This window comes from Pseudolabrys taiwanensis, from assembly GCF_003367395.1.
Lineage (GTDB): Bacteria > Pseudomonadota > Alphaproteobacteria > Rhizobiales > Xanthobacteraceae > Pseudolabrys > Pseudolabrys taiwanensis.
Map to the genome: position 1 here is coordinate 5,380,426 of NZ_CP031417.1, position 23,687 is coordinate 5,404,112.

Annotated in this window: 21 protein-coding genes; 18 read left to right on the forward strand and 3 right to left on the reverse strand. The window is 65.2% G+C overall.

Translation table 11 applies throughout. The features are described 5' to 3' along the window. Positions 1–36: 36 nt before the first annotated feature. Positions 37–1,095 carry an SMP-30/gluconolactonase/LRE family protein gene (locus DW352_RS25590; protein ID WP_115693981.1) on the reverse strand — a complete coding sequence of 353 codons (1,059 nt, stop codon included), beginning with the start codon at positions 1,093–1,095 and terminating at the stop codon, positions 37–39. Between the two features lie 123 nt (positions 1,096–1,218). Between DW352_RS25590 and DW352_RS25595 the strand changes: the two genes are divergently transcribed. From DW352_RS25595 to DW352_RS25655, 13 genes are all read left to right on the forward strand, one after another. After that, positions 1,219–1,746, forward strand: coding sequence for a MarR family winged helix-turn-helix transcriptional regulator (locus DW352_RS25595; RefSeq protein WP_162827204.1), 528 nt, complete (start codon positions 1,219–1,221; stop codon positions 1,744–1,746). Positions 1,747–1,870: 124 nt separating this feature from the next. Beyond that, positions 1,871–2,665: a thymidylate synthase gene (locus DW352_RS25600; RefSeq protein ID WP_115693983.1), complete on the forward strand. Its 795-nt coding sequence runs from the start codon at positions 1,871–1,873 to the stop codon at positions 2,663–2,665. Positions 2,666–2,795: 130 nt separating this feature from the next. Continuing rightward, positions 2,796–3,287 (forward strand): GNAT family N-acetyltransferase, encoded by a 492-nt coding sequence (locus DW352_RS25605; RefSeq protein WP_115693984.1) that lies wholly within the window; start codon positions 2,796–2,798, stop codon positions 3,285–3,287. Next, positions 3,284–3,802, forward strand: a complete 519-nt coding sequence (locus DW352_RS25610) for a dihydrofolate reductase (RefSeq protein WP_115693985.1) — start codon at positions 3,284–3,286, stop codon at positions 3,800–3,802. Before DW352_RS25605 ends, DW352_RS25610 begins: the two co-directional genes overlap by 4 nt. Positions 3,803–3,840: 38 nt before the next feature. Beyond that, on the forward strand, positions 3,841–4,764 hold the full coding sequence (locus tag DW352_RS25615; RefSeq protein WP_115693986.1) for a LysR family transcriptional regulator: 924 nt from the start codon (positions 3,841–3,843) through the stop codon (positions 4,762–4,764). Between the two features lie 117 nt (positions 4,765–4,881). Next, on the forward strand, positions 4,882–5,916 hold the full coding sequence (locus DW352_RS25620) for an ABC transporter substrate-binding protein (RefSeq protein WP_115693987.1): 1,035 nt from the start codon (positions 4,882–4,884) through the stop codon (positions 5,914–5,916). A 5-nt stretch (positions 5,917–5,921) separates the two neighbouring features. Continuing rightward, a complete protein-coding gene (locus DW352_RS25625; RefSeq protein WP_115693988.1) occupies positions 5,922–6,398 on the forward strand; it encodes a nucleoside deaminase in 477 nt (158 codons plus the stop codon). Between the two features lie 18 nt (positions 6,399–6,416). Next, the gene (locus tag DW352_RS25630; RefSeq protein WP_115693989.1) at positions 6,417–6,917 is read left to right on the forward strand and encodes a thiamine pyrophosphate-binding protein; all 501 of its coding nucleotides are present in this window, start codon (positions 6,417–6,419) and stop codon (positions 6,915–6,917) included. Further along, positions 6,917–7,522: a thiamine pyrophosphate-dependent enzyme gene (locus tag DW352_RS25635; protein ID WP_115693990.1), complete on the forward strand. Its 606-nt coding sequence runs from the start codon at positions 6,917–6,919 to the stop codon at positions 7,520–7,522. Before DW352_RS25630 ends, DW352_RS25635 begins: the two co-directional genes overlap by 1 nt. A gap of 214 nt (positions 7,523–7,736) precedes the next feature. After that, positions 7,737–8,885 (forward strand): FtsH protease activity modulator HflK, encoded by a 1,149-nt coding sequence (hflK, locus tag DW352_RS25640; RefSeq protein ID WP_115693991.1) that lies wholly within the window; start codon positions 7,737–7,739, stop codon positions 8,883–8,885. After that, positions 8,882–9,829: a protease modulator HflC gene (hflC, locus tag DW352_RS25645; RefSeq protein WP_115693992.1), complete on the forward strand. Its 948-nt coding sequence runs from the start codon at positions 8,882–8,884 to the stop codon at positions 9,827–9,829. The genes hflK and hflC overlap by 4 nt, the downstream gene beginning before the upstream one ends. Positions 9,830–9,838: 9 nt before the next feature. After that, complete coding sequence (locus tag DW352_RS25650) at positions 9,839–10,024, forward strand: DUF2065 domain-containing protein (protein ID WP_115693993.1); 186 nt, start codon at positions 9,839–9,841, stop codon at positions 10,022–10,024. A gap of 135 nt (positions 10,025–10,159) precedes the next feature. Further along, the gene (locus DW352_RS25655) at positions 10,160–11,698 is read left to right on the forward strand and encodes a Do family serine endopeptidase (RefSeq protein ID WP_115693994.1); all 1,539 of its coding nucleotides are present in this window, start codon (positions 10,160–10,162) and stop codon (positions 11,696–11,698) included. A 79-nt stretch (positions 11,699–11,777) separates the two neighbouring features. Here the strand turns inward: DW352_RS25655 and serB are convergent, their stop codons facing one another. Beyond that, positions 11,778–12,680 carry a phosphoserine phosphatase SerB gene (gene serB, locus DW352_RS25660; RefSeq protein ID WP_115693995.1) on the reverse strand — a complete coding sequence of 301 codons (903 nt, stop codon included), beginning with the start codon at positions 12,678–12,680 and terminating at the stop codon, positions 11,778–11,780. A 17-nt stretch (positions 12,681–12,697) separates the two neighbouring features. Between serB and miaA the strand changes: the two genes are divergently transcribed. From miaA to DW352_RS27460, 5 genes are all read left to right on the forward strand, one after another. Next, positions 12,698–13,606, forward strand: a complete 909-nt coding sequence (gene miaA, locus DW352_RS25665; RefSeq protein WP_115693996.1) for a tRNA (adenosine(37)-N6)-dimethylallyltransferase MiaA — start codon at positions 12,698–12,700, stop codon at positions 13,604–13,606. 223 nt (positions 13,607–13,829) lie between these two features. Beyond that, a complete protein-coding gene (locus DW352_RS25670) occupies positions 13,830–15,869 on the forward strand; it encodes a methyl-accepting chemotaxis protein (protein WP_115693997.1) in 2,040 nt (679 codons plus the stop codon). 184 nt (positions 15,870–16,053) lie between these two features. After that, entirely contained in the window at positions 16,054–18,093 is a 2,040-nt protein-coding gene (locus DW352_RS27215) for a methyl-accepting chemotaxis protein (RefSeq protein WP_210209896.1), read from the forward strand. Between the two features lie 69 nt (positions 18,094–18,162). Further along, positions 18,163–20,214: a methyl-accepting chemotaxis protein gene (locus DW352_RS25680; protein ID WP_115693999.1), complete on the forward strand. Its 2,052-nt coding sequence runs from the start codon at positions 18,163–18,165 to the stop codon at positions 20,212–20,214. Positions 20,215–20,408: 194 nt separating this feature from the next. Then, on the forward strand, positions 20,409–22,436 hold the full coding sequence (locus DW352_RS27460) for a methyl-accepting chemotaxis protein (RefSeq protein ID WP_162827205.1): 2,028 nt from the start codon (positions 20,409–20,411) through the stop codon (positions 22,434–22,436). Positions 22,437–22,674: 238 nt separating this feature from the next. On the opposite strand, the gene DW352_RS25690 is transcribed toward DW352_RS27460, so the two are convergent. After that, positions 22,675–23,505: an RMD1 family protein gene (locus DW352_RS25690; protein ID WP_115694001.1), complete on the reverse strand. Its 831-nt coding sequence runs from the start codon at positions 23,503–23,505 to the stop codon at positions 22,675–22,677. Between the last annotated feature and the right edge of the window lie 182 nt (positions 23,506–23,687).

Below are 23,687 nucleotides of genomic sequence, written 5' to 3' on the forward strand. Positions count from 1 at the left end.
TCCTGTTCAGGTGGTGTGCGGCTGGCGTCGGCCGGCTCAATCGAAGTAGTGGCCGTGCCGGGTGGTCGGAATGCTGTAGAGGCGCCATTTGAAGGCGGTGGTCATGTAGAGCGTGCCGGCATCGTCGCCGCGGCCGAAGCCGAGATTGCTGGGGATGAACTTCTCCGGCAGGTCCATGCGGGCGATCTCTTTGCCGTTGCGATCGAGCACGGCGACATGGCCCTTCGGGTCCTGCGGATTGCCGTTGTGCAGGGCGAGATACAGATTGCCATCGGTGTCGAGCGTCATGCCGTCGACGCCGAGTTCGTCGTTGCGATAGAACAGACGGCTATTGGAGATGTTGCCGGCGCTATCAAGGTCGTAAGCAACCACGCCGCCCATGGTGAGGCCGAATTTGTCGGCCGCGGGTCCGCTGGGGTTGGTGCGCAGGCGCGCCGAATTGAATGCGGAGACGTAGAGGCGACGGCCGTCCGGTGACACTTCGATGCCGTTGGGACGAAAGACGTCTGTACCCAGCTGCACGATCTTGCCGTCGGGATCGATGCGGTACACCGCATTCGGCAGTTCCATCGGCTCGTTGCCGCCGTAGCGCGCGTCGGTGAAGTAGATGCGCCCTTGCGCGTCGCTGGTCACGTCGTTCGGGCCGACCAGCCGTTTGCCATCATAGGCATCGGCCAGCAGCGTCGTCGTGCCGGTCGCAAGATTGCGGCGGACGATGGCGCGGCCGCCGGTCGCGGGCGTGTCGGCGGTCTGGGCAATGATCAGGTCGCCGTGTTTGTCGATATGCAGGCCGTTGGCCATGCCGCTCGGCTGCATGATCGGGTCGAGCTGCTTGGTCTTCGGATCGTAGCGATAAATCGTGCCGCCCGGATTGTTCTCTTTGAACACCACCGACGGGGTCATGTCGGTGATGTAGACGCGGCCGTCTTTGCCCGCGACGACACCTTCCGAGAAGAACCGCCCGGCGGCCGAGAGCTCGTGCCACGTCGCATGCGGTTGGAAAATCGTTTCGGCGTGCACAGGCAAAGCGGCGCAGGTCGCCGCAAAGGCGACAGCAACGACGCGCGCACAACGGCGTCCGCACAGGATCGGCATTTCCTTCCCCCATTTTTTACGGGCGCTTCTAGATGCGCTTGCAACTAAATATTCGCCGGCCGATTTAATTTGTCAACTAATCATAAGCTAGCTAATTATTTTGCCATGGGCACCGAATCGCGATTGACCAAAGGGCGCGCGGCCATCGACGATGGCTTGCGCGGCGTCGGGGCGAAGGACCAGACGATCGCCTATCTCGTTCGCGAAGCGCATCGCGCGCTTTCCGCGGATCTTCAGGCGCGTATCGCTCAGTACGGCGTGAACGCCGGCATGTGGCGATTCCTCCGCGTGCTGTGGGAAGAGGATGCGATCAGTCAGCGCGACCTGAGCGACCGTGTCGGCATGACGGCGGCCACGACCGTGCTCGCGCTCGATCGCATGGAGCGGGAAGCCCTCGTGCTGCGGGTGCGCGACGGCAAGGATCGGCGCGTCGCCCGCGTGCACCTGACTGCAAAGGGGCGCCGTCTCCGCGAGAAGCTGCTGCCGCACGCGGCCGAGGTCGATGCGGTCGCCTGCACCGGTCTCGCGCCGGCCGAGGTTGCCTTGTTGAAGACTTTGCTGACGCGGATGCGCGTCAATGTCGGAACCTACGGCGCGCTGGCCCAGCGCAAGCCCGCGGCGCCGCGCAGGCGGCGGCCGCCGGCCGGCTAATTATCTGAAATAATTAAATTATATATGCGCCTGGGGTCGGGTGTTGACAGCCGGTCGACGCCGATTGCGGATGCGGCCAAACCGGCCCATGGTCCGATTCCGACACCGGCCGAAGAGCTCTGACATGCGCCAATACCTCGAACTGATGGAGCACATCCTCGCCAATGGCGTGGAGAAGCGCGACCGCACCGGCACCGGCACGCGGTCGGTGTTCGGCTATCAGATGCGGTTCGACCTCGGCGCGGGTTTTCCGCTGCTCACCACCAAGAAGCTGCACCTGAAGTCGATCGTCCACGAACTGCTGTGGTTCCTCGCCGGCGACACCAACATCAAATACCTCAACGACAACGGCGTCCGCATCTGGGACGAGTGGGCGGACGAGCGCGGCGATCTCGGGCCGGTCTACGGCCACCAGTGGCGCTCCTGGCCGGCGAAAGATGGGGCGACGATCGATCAGATCGCCAACGTGATCGCGATGATCAAGCGCAACCCGGATTCGCGCCGGCTGATCGTGACGGCGTGGAACCCGGCCGACGTCGACAAGATGGCGCTGCCGCCGTGCCACTGCCTGTTCCAGTTCTATGTCGCGGAGGGCCGGCTCTCATGTCAGCTTTACCAGCGCTCGGCCGACGTCTTCCTCGGCGTGCCGTTCAACATCGCATCCTATGCGCTGCTGACCATGATGGTGGCGCAGGTCACCGGCTACAAACCCGGCGACTTCGTGTGGACCGGCGGCGACACGCATCTATATCTCAATCACGTCGAGCAGGCGCATCTGCAATTGTCGCGCGCGCCGCGCGCGCTGCCGACCATGCGCATCAATCCCGACGTGAAGGACATCTTCTCGTTCCGCTACGAGGACTTCGCGGTCGAGAATTACGACCCGCATCCGCATATCAAGGCCGAGGTGGCGGTGTGATGGGCCGCTCGATTGCCTATCCGTCGTCATGCCCGGCCTTATGCCGGGCATCCACGACGTTCTTGCAGCCGGAGAGCAAGACGTGGATGGCCGGGTCAAGCCCGGCCATGACGAAACGTGAGGTGGCGGTGTGAGCCTCGTCGTTCGCAGCGCGCGTCCGCAGGACAGCGCGCTCATTTTCGCGCTGGTGTGCGAACTCGCCGACTACGAGAACCTGCAGCACGAAGTCGACGCGACGCCGGAGAGCATCGCCGCCGCGCTGTTTGCGCCCGAGCCGCGACTCTACTGCGATATCGCCGAGTGGGACGGCGAGCCGGCGGGCCTCGCCGTCTGGTTCCTCAACTTCTCGACCTTCCGCGGCCGGCACGGCGTCTATCTGGAAGACCTTTATGTGCGGCCGGACATGCGCGGGCGCGGCATCGGCAAGGCGCTGATGCAGCGGCTGGCGCAGCATTGCGTCGAACGCGACCTCGCGCGTTTCGAATGGGCGGTGCTCGATTGGAATGCGCCGTCGATCGCCTTCTACGAATCCATCGGCGCCAAAGTGATGGGTGAGTGGAAGCTCTGCCGGCTGTCGGGCGCGGCGCTCTCGAAGTTCGCAAAGCAAGGGGCGCCGGCATGAAAATGGGATTGAAGGTCGTGCTGGTCGCGGCCATCGGCGAGAACGGCGTGATCGGCCGCGAAGGTCAACTGCCGTGGCGGCTGAAGTCCGACCTGCAGCACTTCAAGATGGTGACGCTCAACCGCCCGATGATCATGGGCCGCAAGACCTACGAGTCGATCGGACGGCCGTTGCCGGGGCGCACCAACATCGTTTTGACCCGCGATCTCGGCCTCATAGCGCCGGGCTGCGTGCTGGCGACGAGCTGGGACGCGGCCTTCGGCTTCGCGCGCGAGGACGCGCGCAAGCGCGCGGTGGACGAGGTGATGATCATCGGCGGCAGCGACGTGTTCGCCGAAACATTGCCCTATGCCGATCGCCTGGAGATCACGCGCGTGCATGCGAGCCCTGAGGGCGACGTGCGCTTTCCTCCGATCGATCCGGCGATCTGGCGCGAGACGCGGCGCGAGCATCATCCGCGCGGGCCGGAGGACGACACCGACTTCACTGTGCTAACCTATGTGAGCACGCGCTGAGGCTGCCGGGCCGCGGCGCGGCGTTCGCGAACGAGCCCATGATCCTTCCACGCCACGGCCTCATCTCGTCCCGGCTTCATTACTTCCAGACCGTCGCCCGCCTCGGTTCGATCCGCCGCGCCGCGCAGGCGCTCAACGTCGCGCCGTCCGCCATAAGCCGCACCATCCAGCACCTCGAGCAGGAACTGGGCGCGCCCTTGTTCGAGCGCGCGCGGCAACGCCTGAAGCTGACCAGCGCCGGCGAGATACTCGTCTATCATGCGGGCGCCAGTGTCGCCGAACTCGACCGGGCGCGCGCCTTCATCGACGACCTGCAGGGCCTGCGTCGCGGCTCGGTCAGCATCGCCGCGGTGGAGAGCGTGGCGCGCGGCCTGCTGCCCGAGACGTTGTCGCGCTTCTGGAGCCGCTATCCCGACGTCGCGGTGCAGGTGACGACGACCGGCTCGCAGCAGGCCTTCGAGGCGGTCGCCCGCGGCGAATGCGACCTGGCGATTGCGTTCGACGCACGGCCGCCGAAGGGCACGCAGCGGCTTGCCGGCGCCAACCTGCGGCTCGGCGCGCTCGTTCCGCCGAAGCATGCGCTCGCGGCGCGTCGCGGCGTGCGCCTGCGCGAGTTCGCCGCCGAGCGGGTGATCCTGTCGGACGCCAGTCTCACGCTCGGCTCGTCGATCGAAGCGGCGATCCTCGGTTCGGGAATAGAGCTGAAGCCGATTGCCGTCACCAACTCCATTCATCTGATGAGCGCGTTTGCCGTCCGGGGGCACGGCGTCACGTTCCAGACGCGTGTGGGCGTCGAACGCGAGTTGGAGGAGGGTGAACTGGTGTTCGTGCCCTTCAACGATCCCTCGTTGCGGCCGCGCAAGCTGATGCTGATCGCGCGCGGCAAGGCCCATCTCGCCGCCGGTCCCGCGGCGCTCGCCGCGATGCTGAGCGAGGCGATCCAGCGGCTCGACGGCCGCTGAGAAGGTGTTGCCGTGGAGGCAACACCGTAATCTCCAATTACCGTCTATTCGCTCCGGACCGTGCTTGCGAAGCTTCGTCGCCGCCGGGGCTTTGGTCGCGCATAACGGAGTGCCAGGATGAAGCTTCACACGCTGCTCTTCACCGCGCTGATGGCTGTCGTCGCGCCCGCGCACGCGCAGGAGCCGGTGAAGATCAGGTTCACGCTCGACTGGAAGATCCAGGGCCCGCACGCCTGGTATTTCTGGGCGAAGGACAAAGGCTATTTCGCCAAGGAAGGTCTCGACGTCACCATCGATCAGGGCGAAGGCTCGGCCGCGGCGATCACGCGGGTGATGACCGGCTCTTACGATGCCGGCTTCGGCGACATCAACGCCATCGTCCAGAATGCGGCGACGCGCCCGGCCGATGCGCCGGTCATGGTCTATCTCATCTACAATCGCGCGCCGCACGCCATCATCGTCAAGGCCGACGGCCCGGTGAAGACGCTCAAGGACCTCGAGGGCCGCACGCTCAGTTCGCCCGCCGGTTCGGCGACGCTTCGCCTGTTCGCGCCGCTCGCCGCGGCCAACGGTGTCGACGCCAGCAAGGTCAAGGTGCTCAACGCCGCGCCGAACCTGATCGAGCAGATCCTCGTTCGCGGCGAGGCCGACGCGATCGCGCAGTTCTCGGCGACCAGCTACATGAACTTCGTCGCCATGAAGCTCGATCCGGAGAAGGACTTCCGTTGGTTCTTCTACAGCGACTACGGCCTCGACATGTATTCCAACGGCATCGTCGTGTCGCAGAAGCTCATCAAGGAGAAGCCGGAGGCGGTGCGCGGCCTGGTGCGCGCGATCAACAAGGCCATCCTCGACGTCGCGGCCGATCCCGACGCCGCTGTCGCGCTGCTCAAGACGGTTGAGCCGCTGACCGCCACCGATATCGAGAAGGCGCGTCTCGTCTACTTCATCAAGAACCAGATGATCACCCCCGAAACCGACAAGCTCGGCCTCGGCGATCTCGACGACAAGCGCCTCGCGGCCTCGATCAAGACCGTCGCCGCGGCCTACGACATCAAGACCGCGCCCGACGTCCGCGCGATCTTCGTGCGCGACTTCCTGCCCCCGAAAGCCGACCGCAACATCGCGGCGGCCGCTGCAAAGGCGAAGTAATCACGATGACAATCGATCATGAATATTTCATGCGCCTCGCCATCGACGAGGCGAGGGCCGGCGCCGCCATGGGAGAGCAGCCGTTCGGCGCGGCGGTGGTCATCGACGGCGAGGTCGTGTGCACGACGCGCAGCCTGAAAGTGTCCATGTCCGACACGACGGCGCATTCGGAGACGCGGGCCATCAGCGTCGCCACGCAGAAGCTCGGCCGGCGGGAGCTGCCCGAAGCGACCTTCTACTGCACCTGCGAGCCGTGTCCGATGTGCTGCGGCGCCGTGCTCAACTCCGGCATCAAGACGATGGTGATCGGCGCGCGCAACCGGCACATCAAGCACTCCGCCAAGCTGGCGTTCAACTTCAAGGACTACACCGTCGAGCGGTTCGCCGAGATGGTCGGCTGGGATCTCACCGTGATCGAGGGCGTGCTGCAGGACGAATGCGTCGGCCTTTATACGGGCGCGGCCGTTCCGCTGACACGATAGCCACAGCGAGGCCGAGGCATGAAGCAAGCCGCCGTCGATGCGGTGATCGCCGGACTGAAGGCAGCAGGCGTTAGCGTCGTCTGCTACCTGCCGGATTCGCTGTTCAAGGAGCTCTATCCAGCGCTCGACGCCGATCCGGATATCCGCACCATTCGCGTGACCAACGAGGGCGAGGGCGCGGCCATCTGCGGCGGCGTGTTTTTGTCCGGCAAGCGCGCGGCGTTGGTGATGGAGAATTCCGGCTTGCGCGCCTCGATCGAGCCTCTGGCGCGGATGGGCATGGGCGCCGGCATCCCCGTCGTGATGCTGATGAGCTATCGCGGCGATCTCGGCGAGAACAACTGGTGGGCCGTGCCGCACGGCATGACGATGGAGCCGCTGCTCGGCGCGATGCGCATTCCTTATCGCGTCGTCGATGAACAGGCGAAAGTGGCGCAGGCGATCAAGGACGCGTTCACGTGGTCCTACGCGGCCTACTATCACTCTGCCGTGGCACTGACCGGAGATCTGGTGCGGTGATGAAGCGCTTCGATTGCATGAGCGTGCTCGCGGAGCGGCTCAAGGACGAACTGGTGATCCTGTCGCTCGGCGCCAGCGTCGACGAATGGTACAACGCCGCGCCGCATATGCGCTCGGCCAGCCTGTTCCAGCAGCAGCTGGGGTGCGTCACGCCGCAGGCTTTCGGTCTCGCGGTCGGTCTGCCGCACCGGCGGATCGTGTCGCTCGATACCGACGGCGGCATGATGTTCAATCTCGGCATCCTCGCGACGCTGGCCAACGAGCAGCCGCCGAACCTCTTCGTCGTGGTCTGGGACAATCAGTGTTACCAGTCGATCGGCGGGCCGCCGACGCACACCGCCGGTCGCGTCGACATTGCGGCCATCGCGCGCGGCGCGGGCATCGAGCACGCCTATACGGCGCGCGATCTGGATGAGTTCGCCGCGCATTGCGACACCGGCTTGAACGCCGCCGTGCCCTACGTCGTCGTCGCCAAGGTCGATGCCGATGTCCGCCGCGACATCCGGCGCAAGCATTCCGACGGCCGCGAGGACAAGTACATCTTCGTCCGTCATGTCGAGGCATCGGAAGGCATCGTCATCATGGGGCCGAGCGAGCACAACTGATCGCCGCGCCGCCACTTGGCGCGCGCGACGGGCCCACGGTCTCGACTCGCGCACTGCTTATTAACGGCGCCTCAGAAAAAAGACGGCGATTTCAAGCCGATGCCGACAAAGTTGCGGCATGACAGCGCGTTGTAATGGCCCCGGCACTCCCCTATAACCCTGTCCCGACAAAGAGGTACAGGCTGCCGCCGTACGGCAGCGGGAGAGATTCTGAATGCCATGGCAGCAACAAGGCGGGGGCGGCGGCCCGTGGGGCTCGGGTGGGGGCAAGGGCCCCTGGGGCTCCGGACCGCAGTCGTCCGGACCGACACCGCCCGATCTGGAGGAAATGCTCCGCCGCGGCCAGGACCGGCTCCGGCGCGTGCTGCCGGGCGGCAATATGGGCGGCAAGGGCATTGCCCTCGTGGTGCTCGCCGCCGTGGCGCTGTGGGGCTTTTCCGGCTTCTTCCGCGTCGAGCCGGATGAGCTCGGCGTGGTGCTGCGCTTCGGCAAGCAAGTGCGCGAAGTGCAGCCGGGCCTGAATTACCACCTGCCGTACCCGATCGAGACCGTGCTCACGCCGAAGGCGCTGCGCGTCAACAAGATCGATATCGGCATGCGCATCGTCGACGACCTGCGCCGCGGCTCGACCGTGCGCGACGTGCCGGAGGAAAGCCTGATGCTCACCGGCGACGAGAACATCGTCGACGTCGACTTCTCGGTGCTGTGGAAGGTGAAGCCGACCGGCGTCGGCGAATACCTCTTCAACATCCAGAACCCGGAAGGCACGGTAAAGGCGGTGGCCGAGAGCGCCATGCGCGAGGTCATCGGCCGTTCCGAGATTCAGCCGATCCTGACCGGCGCGCGGCAGACCATCGAGACCGCCGTGCAGGATCTCATGCAAAAGACGCTCGACAATTATCGCGCGGGCATCGTCGTGCAGCAGGTGCAGTTGCAGAAGGTCGACCCGCCGACGCAGGTCATCGATTCATTCCGCGACGTGCAGGCGGCGCGCGCCGACCTCGAGCGCGCGGTCAACGAAGCGCAGACTTATGCCAACAAGGTCGTGCCGGAAGCGCGCGGCCGCGTGGCGCAGATCGTTCAGGCCGCCGAAGCCTATCGTCAGCAGACGGTGGCGGAAGCGACCGGTCAGACGGCGCGCTTCCTGAAGATCTACGAGCAGTACAAGAAGGCGCCGGACGTGACGCGCGAGCGTATGTATCTCGAGACCATGGAGCGCGTCCTGGGCTCGACCGACAAGATCATCCTCGATTCCGGCCAGGCCGGCGCCAATGGCGGTGGCGTGGTGCCTTATCTGCCGCTCAATGAGCTGCCGCGCGGATCGCAGCCGCGCAACCAGCCGCAGACGGGAGCCCGCCAATGAGGACCAACTTCATCGGTGGCGTCGTCGCCGTCCTGGTCGTCGTCGCGTTGATCGTCGGCTATTCGTCGCTGTTCGCGGTCTACCAGACGCAGCAGGCTTTGGTTGTCCGTCTCGGCCAGCCGGTGCGCGTCGTCAGCGAGCCCGGCTTGCACGTCAAGGTGCCGTTCATCGACAGCGTCATCGCGATCGACAAGCGCATCCTCGACCTCGAAGCGCCGCCGCAGGAGGTGATCGCCTCCGACCAGAAGCGTCTCGTAGTCGACGCCTTCGCGCGTTATCGCATCCAGGATCCGCTGCGCTTCTATCAGACGCTGGGTTCGATCACCGGCGCCAATTCGCAATTGTCGATCCTGCTCAACTCGGCGCTGCGCCGCGTGTTGGGCGAGGTGACGTTCACCCATGTCGTGCGCGACCAGCGCGCCGATCTGATGTCCCGCATCCAGCAACTGGTCGATCGCGAGGCGGGCGCCTATGGCATCCAGGTGGTCGACGTGCGTATCCGCCGCGCCGACCTGCCGGAGCAGAACAGCCAGGCGGTCTATCAGCGCATGCAGACGGAGCGTCAGCGCGAGGCGGCCGAGTTCCGCGCCACCGGTGCGCAGCGTTCGCAGGAGATCCGCTCGCGGGCCGACCGCGAGGTCACGGTGCTGGTGGCGGACGCGCAGTCGCAAGCCGAACAGATCCGCGGTGAAGGCGATGCCAAGCGCAACCAGATCTTCGCCGAGGCGTTCAGCCAGGACCCGGACTTCTTCACCTTCTACCGCTCGATGCAGGCCTATGAGACGGGTCTGAAGCCGGCGGACACCCGGTTGGTGATCAAGCCGGATTCGAGCTTCTTCCGGTTCTTCAACGATCCGAACGGCAAGGGACGGGCAAACGGCGCCCAAACCCCGGCAGCTCAGCCGGCGCAGCCAGCTCAGCCAGCAGCGCAACCGGCCCGTTAAGCAGCCCGCATGACGGATTTCCTGGCGGCGGTGGGACTGGTCTTCGTCATCGAGGGCCTGCTCTTTGCCGCCCTGCCGGGACCGGCCAAGCGGGCCATGATCAGCGTGGTGGAGACCCCGGAGGCGCAATTGCGCGTCATCGGGATCGCCTCGGCCGTGATCGGGTTGGTCCTTGTCTGGCTGGTGCGGGCCTAAAAAGGCGCATTTTTCGCGAGATTCCGCGGCGAAATGCCGGTCTCTCTCCCGCGGTATTGATCGCCAGCGCCCTTGAATCGCCCCGAAGACGGGGCCACCTTGTCAGAGACCTTTTCCCCAGGAGAATCGACGCCCATGGGCGCCCATTTTAGTCCTTCGACGAAGCCTGCGGTTCGCGCTGGCCTCGCTCTTTTTGCTGCCGCTGCCTTGGTTTGGCAGGCCTCGACCGGCGTCGCGCAGGCACGCGGTCCGGAGGGCATCGCCGACGTGGCCGAGCAGGTCATCGACGCGGTGGTCAACATCTCGACCAAGCAGTCCGTCGACATGAGCAGCAACGCGATGCCGCAGTTGCCGCCGGGCTCGCCGTTCGAGGAATTCTTCGAGGAGTTCTTCAAGAACCGGCGCGGCGGCCAGGGCGGCCCCGGGCAGCCGGGCCAGCAAGGTCAACAGGGGCAGAACGGCCAGAAGCCGACGCCGCGGCGCGTGAACTCGCTCGGCTCGGGCTTCATCATCGACTCGTCCGGCCTGGTCGTGACCAACAACCACGTCATCGCCGACGCCGACGAAGTGAACGTCATCCTCAATGACGGCACGACGCTGAAGGCCGAGATCGTCGGCCGCGACACCAAGACGGACCTCGCGCTGCTTCGTGTGAAGAGCGAGAAGCCGCTGAAGGCGGTGAAGTTCGGCGATTCCGACAAGCTGCGTCTCGGCGAATGGGTGATCGCCATCGGCAACCCGTTCAGCCTCGGCGGCACGGTCACGGCCGGCATCGTCTCGGCCCGCAACCGCGACATCAATTCCGGCCCCTACGACAACTACATTCAGACCGACGCCGCCATCAACCGCGGTAACTCGGGCGGTCCGCTGTTCAATCTCAACGGTGACGTCATTGGCGTGAACACCGCGATCATCTCGCCATCCGGCGGCTCGATCGGCATCGGCTTTGCCGTGCCGTCGAAGACGGTCGTGGCGGTGATCGACCAGCTGCGCGAGTTCGGTGAGACCCGCCGCGGCTGGCTCGGCGTGCGCATCCAGCAGGTGACCGACGAGATCGCCGAGAGCCTGTCGATCAAGCCCGCGCGGGGCGCGCTCATTGCCGGCATCGACGAGAAGGGTCCGGCGAAGCCGGCCGGCATCGAGCCAGGTGACGTTGTCGTCAAGTTCGACGGCAAGGACATCAAGGAAATGCGTGATCTGCCGAAGATCGTCGCCGAGACGCCCGTCGGCAAGGACGTCGAGGTCGTCGTCATCCGCAAGGGCCAGGAAGAGAAGAAGACGGTCAAGCTCGGCCGCCTCGAGGATGGCGAGAAGCAGGCGGCGCTTGCGGCCAAGAAGGATGAAGCCGCGCCCGCCGACGACAAATCGGTGGTGAAGAAGGCGCTCGGCCTCGACCTGACCAACCTCAACGCGGACACGCGCAAGAAGTACAAGGTCAAGGATAAGGTGAAGACGGGCGTCGTCATCACCGGTGTCGACGCCAATTCGGCCGCGGCCGAGAAGCGGCTTGTGCCCGGTATGGTGATCGCCGAAGTGCAGCAGCAGCCGGTCAACAATGCGGCCGACCTGCAGAAGCGGCTCGACCAGCTCAAGAAGGACGGCAAGAAGTCGGTGGTGCTGCTGGTGGTGTCACCGGATGGCGATCCGACCTTCGTGGCGCTCGGGCTGCAGTAAGCCCCCGCTTCAGCGCATCGCGTCAAATGGCCGGGCTCGTCCCGGCCATTTTCGTTTGGCTGGCGAGAAAACGCGTGGCCTACCGCTCGACGAACTCGTCTTGCCGATAGCCCTGCATGTACAGGAGCGCCGTCAGATCGGCGTGATCGATACGCGCGGCGGCGGCTTCCGCCACTTTCGGCTTGGCGTGATAGGCAACGCCGAGGCCGGCCTCGACGATCATGTCGAGATCGTTGGCGCCGTCGCCCGTGACCAGCGTATCGTCCTTGGCGAGGCTGCGTGCGCCGCGCAGTTCGAGCAGCGCCGCGCGCTTTGAATCGCGGCCGAAGATCGGCTCGACCACGGTGCCCGCGAGCTTCTCGCCGGCCACTTCCAACGTGTTGGCGCGCGTCTCGTCGAAGCCGATCATGGCGGCGACGCGGCTGGTGAACAGCGTGAAGCCGCCGGAGACGAGGCAGGTATAGGCGCCGTTGGCGCGCATGGTCATCACCAGCGCGCGGGCGCCGGGCGTGAGCGTGATGCGCTCCTTGATCACCTCGTCGATCACCGACAGCGGAATGTCCTTCAGCAGCGCGACCCGCTCGCGCAGGGCCGGCTCGAAGGCGATCTCGCCACGCATGGCGCGTTCGGTGATGCCGGCGACATAAGCCTTCATGCCGGCGTAATCGGCGAGCTCGTCGATGCATTCCTGGCCGATCATGGTGGAGTCCATGTCGGCGAGGAACAGCTTCTTCTTCCGGTTGGCGGCGGGCTGCACGACGACATCGATGCCGGCCAGCAGCGCGCGCAGGCGCTCGGCGAGCGCACGTTGGTCGGCGCCGGCTTCCGCGCTAAAGGGAATATCCGCGGCGGTCGCGTCGGCGAGCCAGACCGGCGCGGCGGCCGTCGGCAGCGCATCGCGGGCGGTTTCGAGCGCCGCGGCCGGCAAGGTGCCGGCGCGGCCGGCGATCAGAGTGGCGACGTGACTGGGGCTTTGAGACATATGCACAAGGACGCGGAATGACGGAGGCCGTGCTTATTGCAGGCCCGACCGCGAGCGGCAAGTCCGCGCTCGCGATGCGTCTTGCCGAGCGCCTGGGCGGTACCGTCGTCAATGCCGATTCCATGCAAGTTTATCGCGACTTGCGCATCATCACCGCGCGGCCGTCGCTTGCGGAAGAGGCACATGTTCCGCATCGGCTGTTCGGCCATGTCGACGCGGCGGAGAATTATTCGGTCGGACGCTGGTGCCGTGACGTGGGGGTCGTGCTGGACGAGGTTCGAGGCGCTGGCCGCATGCCGATCCTGGTCGGCGGCACCGGGCTTTATTTCAAAGCGCTGACGAGCGGGCTCGCGGCGGTGCCCGCCATCCCCGACGATGTGCGCGCCACGGTGCGTGCGCGCATCGTCGCCGAAGGCGCACCAGCCTTACATGCCGAGCTGATGCAGCGCGATCCGGCGACGGCCGGGCGGCTGATGGTCAACGATCGCTCGCGCATCTCGCGCGCGTTGGAGGTGGTGCTGGCGACCGGCCGGCCGTTGTCGGACTGGCATCGCGACGGGCTGCCGCCGCTCGTCGCGGCGGACAAAGCGGTGAAGCTGTTCATCACCTGCGAGCGCGAGGAGCTCGTTCGTCGAATCGAGACGCGCTTTCACGCCATGCTGGCGGCAGGCGCGCTGGACGAAGTGCGAGCGCTCGCGGCGCGCAAACTCGATCCGCTGTTGCCGGCGATGAAAGCGCATGGCGTGCCGTGGCTGATCCGTCACTTGCACGGCGAGATATCGCTCGAAGAGGCGGCCGAAGGCGGCATCATGGATACGCGCCGCTACGCCAAACGTCAGGTGACCTGGTTCCGCAATCAGATGGACGATTGGCCGGCCGTGCGGGCGGAAGATGCGTTCGAACGCGCCCTCCGGGCCCTCAAGTAGTTGTCTCTCGATAAGAGCGCTATCTTACTTTGCCGGGACGCTGCTTTTCTTAATCTACGATAAGTAAATCGAATAACTATTCCGCATCGTCGCATCACGCCGGTATTAAACTGACGTTCAGGTCTTGCCTTCAAATTTCACGCGCAGCCCGTGGGGAAGTGAGCGTCGTCGGTCGTTGAGGCGGCCGGCGGCGGACAGCGCTTGGGGCAGGGGAAGACGTGACATGATTAACCGGCTTTCGGTCAGCGTACTGTTGAAGTCCACGTTCGGGTTGGCGGCAGCAATCATTGCCGTGATGCTGGCGACGGGCGCCTGGAGCTCCTGGGATCGCCTCAAGATCACGAGCAAGATCGTCGACAACGCCGAGGCTTCGACGCATCTGTTCGCGGCCCTGCACAATCTGCGCGTCGACCGCTCGTCCTCGTTCCGCGACCTCAATAACGAGAAGCCGATCGGTTTGAGCCCGCTGCTGCGCACCACGCGCGCGGCGGAGGTTGCCGCCTACGACGCGAGCCTGAAGGCGCTGAAGGCGGTCGAGTTTCCGGCCGGCAGCACGGCCGTTGCCGATCTCGAGCGGTCCATCCGCAAGATGATCGAGCTGCAGAAAGAGTCCGAGCAGGCATTGTCGGTGCCGAAGGCGCAACGCCGTGCCGGCATCGCCGACGAGTATTTCCAGGTGGCGAATACGACTGTCGACCAGCTTGATCGCCTCTCGACCGAGATGGTGCAGGCGATCAAGCTGAAAGATGCGTTCGTCGATCAGGTGATGCAGCTCAAGCAGCTGGCCTGGACGATGCGCGAGAACGCCGGCGACGCCGCCGTGTTCGTCTCGAACGCGCTGGTCGGCCGCTTCGCGCCCGACGTCCTGTCGCAGTATCAGGTCAGTATCGGTAAGTCGAAGGTCGCCTTGGCGACGATCGAGGACTTCGCCGCCGGCCTGCCGCTGCCAGCGCGTTTCAATGAAACGCTGCAGAAGGCGAAAGCCGATTATCTGGGGCCCGATTATGCGGCGCGGCAGATTGCGGTCTTGAAGGCGGTAAGCGCCGGCGAGAAGGTCAACGTCGACCCGTCGAGCTGGGTGCCGGAATCGGTCGCCAAGCTCTCCGTCCTGCTTCAGGTCGCGGAGATTTCGCTGCAGGCCGCCAAGGATTACGCCACCGAGCAGAATGCGCAGGCGCGGCGTAATCTCTTCATTCAGCTTGGCCTCCTGGCGGTGGCCATCGCGGTCAGCGTCTCGATGATGCTGATGATCACGCGCCGCATCGCCAATCCGCTGGTCATGGTGCAGAAGGTGATGGTGCAGATCGCCGGCGGCGATTTCAACGTCGCCCTGCCGAAGACCGACCGCAAGGACGAGATCGGTCAGATCATCACCGCGGCCAACGAAATGGTCGGTCAGGTCAGTGCGACCATCACCAACATCAAGGCGTCGGCGCGAGAGGTGACCAACGCCTCGAGCGAAATTGCACTGGCGACCACCGATCTGTCGCAACGGACGGAAGAACAGGCGGCGAGCCTGGAAGAGACTTCGGCTTCGATGGAGGAGATCTCCGCGACGGTGCGCAAGAATGCTGAGAACGCACAGCGCGCGCAGCAGTCGGCCCTCGGCACCCAGAAGGTCGCCGACAGAGGCGGCGCGGTGGCGGGCAAAGCCGTTCAGGCGATGGCGCGCATCGAGGAGTCGTCGGGCAAGATCGCCGACATCATCGGTGTCATCGACGAGATCGCGCGGCAGACCAACCTTCTCGCGCTCAACGCCGCGGTCGAGGCGGCGCGTGCGGGCGAAGCCGGTCGCGGCTTCGCTGTCGTGGCGACCGAAGTGCGCAGCCTGGCGCAGCGTTCGTCGCAGGCCGCCAAGGATATCGCCGAGCTGATCACCAACAGCGGCAGCCAGGTGAAGGAAGGCGTGGGCCTTGTGAACGAGGCCGGCAACGCACTGAACGAGATCGTCGACTCGATCCGCGAAGTCGCGGCGCTCGTCTCCGACATTGCCACGGCCAGCGTCGAGCAGGCGCAGGGGCTCGAGGAGGTCGGCAAGGCGCTGGCGCAGATGGATGAGGTCACGCAGCGCAACTCGGCCTTGGTCGAGGAGAACGCGGCGACCGCGCAGACGCTCGAGCAGCAGGCGAAGTCGATGGACGAGCAGGTCGCCTACTTCAAGACCGAAGAAACGTCGGCGGCCGCCCCGCGCGCGAGCAATACGGCACCAGCCCGGACCCCGAAGGCGAAGCCGCAGGCGATGCCGGCGCGGACTGCAGCCTAATTATTTACCAGGAATCGACGTACTTAACAGCCGATCCGCAGCGAAACGATCACGTTCGCCGCGGATCGGCCCGTTGTTAAAGAGGTATTCAGAAACCTAGGCCACTTTCATCCTGAGCAAGCGGGTGACGCGTCGTCTCCCGTGGTCCCCCAGCCGCCGGGCCTCTCGAGCGATGGAAGAGAAGATGGTCAACCGCATCTCGGTCAACGCGCTGCTGAAATCGGCCTTCGGGTTGATCCTGGCGGCGCTGATCGTCACGCTGACGATCGGCGCATGGGATTCGTGGGGCCGCTTACAGAGCGCCCGCAGGATCGCCGTGTCGGCCGAGGCCTCAGCCTATCTGTTCACAGCCCTGCACAATCTGCGGGTGGACCGCTCCTTCTCGCAGAACGCTCTCAAGAGAGAGGGCATCACCGACTTGAACGACGTCGTACGCGAGGCCCGCCGTGCCGAGCTGCCGGCTCTCAAGGCGGGCGTCGCTGCGCTCGAAGGCGTCGACATGCCGGGCGGCAAAGAGGCAGTCGCGGCCCTGCGCGCCGGCACCGAGCAACTCATCGCCCTGCACAAAGAGTTCGACAGCGCGGTGAACATGCCGCGGGCGCAACGCCGCGCCACTCTCGGCGCCGACATCGCCAAGGCGACGTCGTCGTTGATGGATCGCCTCGTCACCGTGTCCAACCAGATCTCGCAGCACATCAAGCTGCAGGATCCGTACATCGATCAACTGATGCAGCTGAAGCAGCTCGGCTGGGTGCTGCGCAATGCCGCCGGTGACACCAACCTGGTCGTGAGCATGGCCAGTCCCAACCAGATCTATGACGAGACGATGCAGCGCTATGCCGGCAGCCTGGCGAACGCCAAACTGGCTTACGCGACCATCGAGGATTTCGCCGCCGGTCTGCCGTTGCCGCCGGTTTTCCGTGACTACATGCAGCAGGTGAAGCGGGACTTCTTCGAAGGCGACTTCAACGCCAAACAAATGAGCATCCTTCAGACGGTCCTCACCGGCCAGAAGTTGGATGTCGACATGGTGGCCTGGAACCGGCGCGCGACGGACTCGCAGAAGGGAACGCTGCAGATCGCCGAGACCGCGCTCGATATCGCGAAGGCCCATTCCGCGCGGATGAGCGCCGCGGCGCAAAACAGCCTGTTCGTGCAGCTCGGTGTCCTTCTCGTGGCCGTCGTGATCGGGGCGGCGACGATGCTGACGATCACACGCCGCATCACCAATCCGTTGATCATGGTGCAGAAGGTGATGGTGCAGATCGCCGGCGGCGACTTCCAGGCGGCGCTGCCCAAGTCCGACCGCAAGGACGAGATCGGCCAGATCATCACCGCGGTGAACGAGATGGTGGAGCAGGTCAGCGCGACGATCGCCAGCATCAAGGCCTCGGCGCGTGAAGTGACCAATGCCTCGAGCGAGATCGCCTCGGCGACCTCAGACCTGTCGCAGCGCACGGAAGAACAGGCGGCCAGTCTGGAAGAGACCTCCGCCTCGATGGAAGAAATTTCGGCGACTGTGCGCAAGAACGCCGAGAATGCGCAACGCGCGCAGAACTCGGCGCTTGCAACGCAGAAGGTGGCCGATCAGGGCGGCGAGGTGGCCGGCCGCGCGGTCCAGGCGATGGCGCGCATCGAGGAATCGTCGGGCAAGATCGCCGACATCATCGGCGTCATCGATGAGATCGCGCGCCAGACCAACCTGCTCGCGCTCAATGCCGCGGTCGAAGCGGCGCGTGCCGGCGAAGCCGGTCGCGGCTTCGCCGTGGTGGCCACCGAAGTGCGCAGCCTGGCGCAGCGCTCGTCCCAGGCGGCCAAGGATATCGCGGAGCTGATCACCAACAGCGGCAGTCAGGTGAAGGAAGGCGTGGATCTCGTCAATCAGGCGGGCAAAGCGCTCAACGGCATCGTCGAGTCGATCCGCGAGGTGGCGGCCCTCGTTTCCGACATCGCCACGGCTAGCGCCGAACAGGCGCAGGGCCTTGAGGAAGTCGGCAAAGCGTTGGCCCAGATGGACGAGGCGACCCAGCGAAACTCGGCGCTGGTCGAGGAGAATGCGGCGACCGCGCAGACGCTCGAACTGCAGGCCAAGGCCATGGACGAGCAGGTCGGCTACTTCCGGACGGAGGAAGCCGCGTCGGCAGCCCTATACGAACCGGAGCGCGCGTCTCCGGTGCGATCGAAGAAGGAACTGAAGGCCTCGGCCCTGCCGGCCGCGGCCTGATCGGATCTATGGCGTTTTGCGTAATGCCGTCCTCTCCGCGGGACGGGGACGAAAAGTAGGAATGCGACGATGCTCAATCGGTTATCGGTTAGTGTGCTGCTCAAGTCGGTGGTCGGTCTCTTGGCTGGCGCCATCATCTTGACGCTCGCCATCGGATCTTGGAATTCCTGGAACAGGCTCCGCAATGCCGAGCGCAATGCGCAGGTCGCCGAGGTTTCGATCGACCTGTTCGCTGGATCGCACACCACGCGCCTCGATCGCACGACGACCTACCGCGACCTGCAGGCCGACAACGCCATCGGCGTGTCGCCGATCCTGCGCGACATCCGCACCAAGCAGATGACCGCGCTAAGATCGAGCCTTGTCATGCTCAAGCGGATCGCGCTTCCGGTCGAAGGCACGCGCGATGTCGCGACCTTCGAAGAGGCGCTCAACAAGATGGCGGCGCTGCAACAGGAATCGGCCGCCGCTCTGGCTCAACCGAAATCGGCGCGCCGGGCCGGCCTGGCGGACGAATACGTCAAGCAGGGCATTGCGCTTTCCAGCTTGCTCGACAAAGTGACCGCCAATCTCGTCAATCTGGTGAAGCTTGACGATGCCTACATCGATCAGCTGATCCAGCTCAAGGAATTGGCCTGGATCGCCCGCAACAAAGGCGGCGATGCTTCGACGATGATTTCCAATGCCGTCAGCGGTCTGCCGATGCCGCCGGACACGTTGCTCCGATACTCCGCCGATATGGCGCGCGTCGAGACGGCCTGGTCGGCTCTCGGCTCGTTCTCCAGCGGTCTGTCCATGCCGCCGCGCTTCATCCAGGCCGTGCAGAAGGCGCAGGACGAGTTCTTCTCACGCGATAACCTGACGCTCCGGCTAAATGTCCTGACCAAGGCGTTGGCGAAGGAAAAATTGGATATGACGCCGCAAGAGTGGTTGCGCTCGTCGGTCGGCAAGCTGCTGACGCTGCTGGGTGTTGCCGAGGCGGCCCTCGACACCGCGAAGGAACATGCGATTGCCCAAAGCGCGCGGGCGCAGCGCAACCTCGTGATGCAGCTCAGCCTGCTGATCGTCGCCATCGCCGTGAGCGCGATCGTGATGATGATGATCACCCGGCGGATCACCAGACCGCTCGGTCTCGTGCAGCAAGCCGTAGCAAAGGTGGCGCAGGGCGACTTCACGGCCAGCTTGTCCGAGACAAAGCGCAAGGACGAGATCGGCCAGATCATCAACGCGGTGAACGAAATGGTCGGCCAGGTCAGTGCGACCATCGCCAACATCAAGGCGTCGGCGCGCGAGGTGACCAACGCGTCGAGCGAGATCGCGCTCGCGACCACCGACCTGTCGCAGCGGACCGAAGAGCAGGCGGCCAGCCTGGAGGAGACCTCCGCTTCGATGGAGGAAATCTCGTCGACCGTCCGCAAGAACGCCGAGAACGCGCAACGCGCGCAGAACTCGGCGCTCGCGACGCAGAAAGTCGCCGACCACGGCGGCGCGGTGGCCGGCCGCGCGGTCCAGGCCATGTCTCGCATTGAGGAATCGTCGGGCAAGATCGCCGACATCATCGGCGTCATCGACGAGATCGCGCGGCAGACCAACCTGCTGGCGCTCAATGCCGCCGTCGAGGCCGCGCGGGCCGGTGAGGCGGGTCGCGGCTTCGCTGTCGTGGCGACCGAAGTGCGCAGCCTGGCGCAACGCTCGTCCCAGGCGGCCAAGGATATCGCCGAACTCATCACCAACAGCGGCAGCCAGGTGAAGGAGGGCGTCGAACTCGTGAACGAGGCCGGTAACGCGCTCAACGGCATCGTCGACTCCATCCGCGAGGTGGCGGCGCTCGTCTCCGACATCGCCACCGCCAGCGCCGAGCAGGCGCAGGGCCTCGAGGAGGTCGGCAAGGCGTTGGCGCAGATGGACGAGGTCACGCAGCGCAACTCGGCCCTCGTCGAAGAGAATGCGGCAACCGCGCAGACGCTCGAACAGCAGGCCAAGGTGATGGACGAGCAGGTCGGCTACTTCCGGACGGAAGATGGGATTGCGGCGGACGAACGGGTCGCGGCAACCCCGCGCCGGTCGGCTCAACCCGACATGCGCCCGGTCCAGGCTTCGGTCGTCAGGACGGCCGCATAAGCGGACGTCGATACCGTAGTGCTGAATGCTAATCTGGAGCAACCAAGCTCGCTAACAAGTTTGGAAGCGAGCGCTCCGCTCATTTAAAGTTGCATTCAGGAGTTTTGTTCACTGTTCACCATTCAATGAGCGCCGAACGCGGCGTTCGTAGCCCCTGAGCAATGCGCTCTTGAGAGCGAATGGTGGATGAGAGAATGATCAATCGCGTCTCGGTCAATGCCCTACTGAAATCGGTCTTCGGCCTGATGGCGGCCGCCGTTATCGGCGTGCTCGCCGTCGGGGCCTGGAATTCCTGGGGGAGCCTGCGGGCCGCTACCCGCATCGCCAACAATGCCGAAGCCTCGGCTTACCTTTTCACGGCGCTGCACAATCTGCGCGTCGATCGCGCCTTCACGGTGCGCGCCTTGCAGACCGACGCAACGGGCGGCTTCAGCGCGATGGTGCGCAATTCGCGCGCGGCCGAGCTGGCGGCACTCAGCACGGGTCTCGACGTGTTGCGGCGGGTCGAATTCCCGGCCGGCAGCACGGCCGTTGCCGATCTGCAGGCGCAGGTCAACAAGCTGATCGCCCTGCACAAGGAGTCCGACGCGGCGGTGATGCAGCCGAAGTCCGCCCGGCCGGCCGCGCTTGCCGACGAGTTCTTCAAATCGCTCACCGCGCTGATGGAGACGCTGGACAAGGTGTCGTCGCAGATGGCGCATCTGGTCAAGCTGCAGGACTCCTTCATCGACCAGCTCATGCAGTTGAAGCAGCTCGCCTGGATCATGCGTAACGGCGCGGGCGATACGGCCGCGCTCGTCACCAATAATTGGGACGGGCAGCAGGCCGGGGACGTCATGAACAAGTACTTCGGCTATCTGGCCCAGGCGACGACGGCGATGGCGGCCATCGAGGACTTTGCGGTCGGTCTGCCGCTGCCGCCGAGCTTCGGCGAGGCCCTGCAGCGCGGCAAGAAAGAGTTCTTTACCGACTATCCGGCCGAACAGCAGCGCGTCCTCAGGGCCGTCCTTTCCGGCCAGAAGACGGGCATCGACTCCGCCGCATGGGATCAGACGGCCGTCGCCAAGCTGGGCTTCCTGCTGCGCATCGCCGAGAATGCGTTGCAGGTCGCACGCGACTATTCGGCCGATCTGTATACGCGGGCTCAGCGTGACCTGATCATCCAGCTAAGTCTGCTGGTGATCGCCACGGGAGTCAGCGTCATGATGCTGCTGGTGATCACGCGCCGCATCGCCAATCCGCTCCTCATGGTGCAGAAGGTGATGGTGCAGATCGCCGGTGGCGATTTCAACGTCGCGTTGCCCAAGACCGAGCGCAAGGACGAGATCGGGCAGATCATCACCGCCGTAAACGAAATGGTGGGTCAGGTCGGCGCGACCATCAGCAATATCAGGTCGTCGGCGCGCGAGGTGACCAACGCGTCGAGCGAGATCGCGCTGGCGACCACCGATCTGTCGCAGCGGACGGAAGAGCAGGCGGCGAGCCTGGAAGAGACCTCCGCCTCGATGGAGGAGATCTCCGCGACGGTGCGTAAGAATGCCGAGAACGCGCAGCGCGCGCAGCAATCGGCGCTGAGCACGCAGAAGGTCGCCGACAAGGGCGGCGCGGTGGCGGGCCAGGCGGTGCAGGCGATGGCGCGCATCGAGGAGTCGTCGGGCAAGATCGCCGACATCATCGGTGTCATCGACGAGATCGCGCGGCAGACCAACCTTCTCGCGCTCAACGCCGCGGTCGAGGCGGCGCGTGCGGGCGAAGCCGGTCGCGGCTTCGCTGTCGTGGCGACCGAAGTGCGCAGCCTGGCGCAGCGCTCGTCGCAGGCGGCCAAGGATATCGCCGAGCTGATCACCAACAGCGGCAGCCAGGTGAAGGAAGGCGTGGGCCTTGTGAACGAGGCCGGCAACGCACTGAACGAGATCGTCGACTCGATCCGCGAGGTCGCGGCGCTCGTCTCCGACATCGCCACCGCCAGCGCCGAGCAGGCGCAGGGCCTCGAGGAGGTCGGCAAGGCTCTGGCGCAGATGGACGAGGTCACGCAGCGCAACTCGGCGCTGGTGGAAGAGAACGCCGCCACCGCGCAAACGCTCGAGCAGCAGGCGAAGTCGATGGACGAGCAGGTCGCCTATTTCCGCACGGAGGAGGCGTCCGATGCGCCGGCTGCCCGCGCGGCTCGGCCGCGCAAGGCGAAAGCCGTCGAACCGGCGCGCGCCGCCGCGGCCGCCTAAGCTTCAGCAGAGCCTCACATCGAAACGGCGCCCGTGGGGCGCCGTTTTTCGTTGTGGTTATAGCGATTAACCTGCGCCTCCGGTCATTCCCGCCACCTATAGCGCGCAAGTCGGCTACAGCCGACTTGCGATGGGAATCCTGCGCGGCATTTGAAATATCGGTGCTTTTGGCCCCTGGGCCCCCGCTTTCGCGGGGGCGAGCGGACCGCGAGGCGATTCCAGCTAAACGAGATACGCTCTAGCTCGCGTGGCGGAAGAGCAACTCGTAGAAGGCGACGAAGACCTCGACGACGATGAGCAGGATGATCGTCGCTTCCAGCCGCACGCTGCGCTCGGTGTCGATGATGTCGGTCAATGCGCGTCCGGTCTCGTCGATGACGCGTAGTTTGCGCGCCAGATTGATCGAGCGTTCCTTGATCTCGTATTCGTCGACGAGGCGCGCATGGAGACGCTCGAGCTGCGGGTGGTCCCAGAGGACGTCCGGCTTCTCCTCGACTTCGATACGCCCCGACAAGCGATGGTGCACCAGCAGAGCCTGGCCGATCGTGCGCAGCATCTGCCGTCGGTTGGATGGGAAGCGGCCGCGCTTGGCGAGTTCGGCGGCAAACGGTTCGGTGACCTCGAACACGCGGCTCACCTCGCGTTCGTCGCGGGCGAGGGCGACGTTCTTGGCCAGCACGTCGGCGATCACGAGCAGCCGTGGTGCCGAGAGATCGCGGACGCTGAGAGGGCCGCCCGGGGTGATCTGGTCTTCCTGGTCGGGATTGATCTCGATGACCGTGCTTTCGCTGTCGGCCCGCGAGAGCGGACCGATGACCCGGGGCTGCAGCCCGCGCACCAGTTCGTCCTCCTGCACCGGAGTCAGCCCGATCAGTACGACGATGCCGTACCGGAACAGCACGACGTAGCCACCATGGGCCCGGAACGCGAGCGGGGCGGTGGAAATGACGTCGCTCCGTTCCAGGTTGGCCGTGTCGAGCCGCTCGCCGAGCAGCAGCGCGCGGGCCGTGAGCCGGGTGCCGGTCGGGGCCGCGGCGGGGGCAATAGAGGGGGTCTGCAAAACGGTCATGGGGTATCCAAAATGTGATGCAAGCAGCCTAGAGATATGGTCCGACGGGCTGGCCGGGCAGGGGCATTTTCCGGCAAAGTGTGACTTGACCCGAAGATATGACCTTACTATAACGCGCAATGAAAATGCGGCGAGGAACTATGTTGCGCAATATTCTTATCGTAGTAGCGGTTCGGACGCCC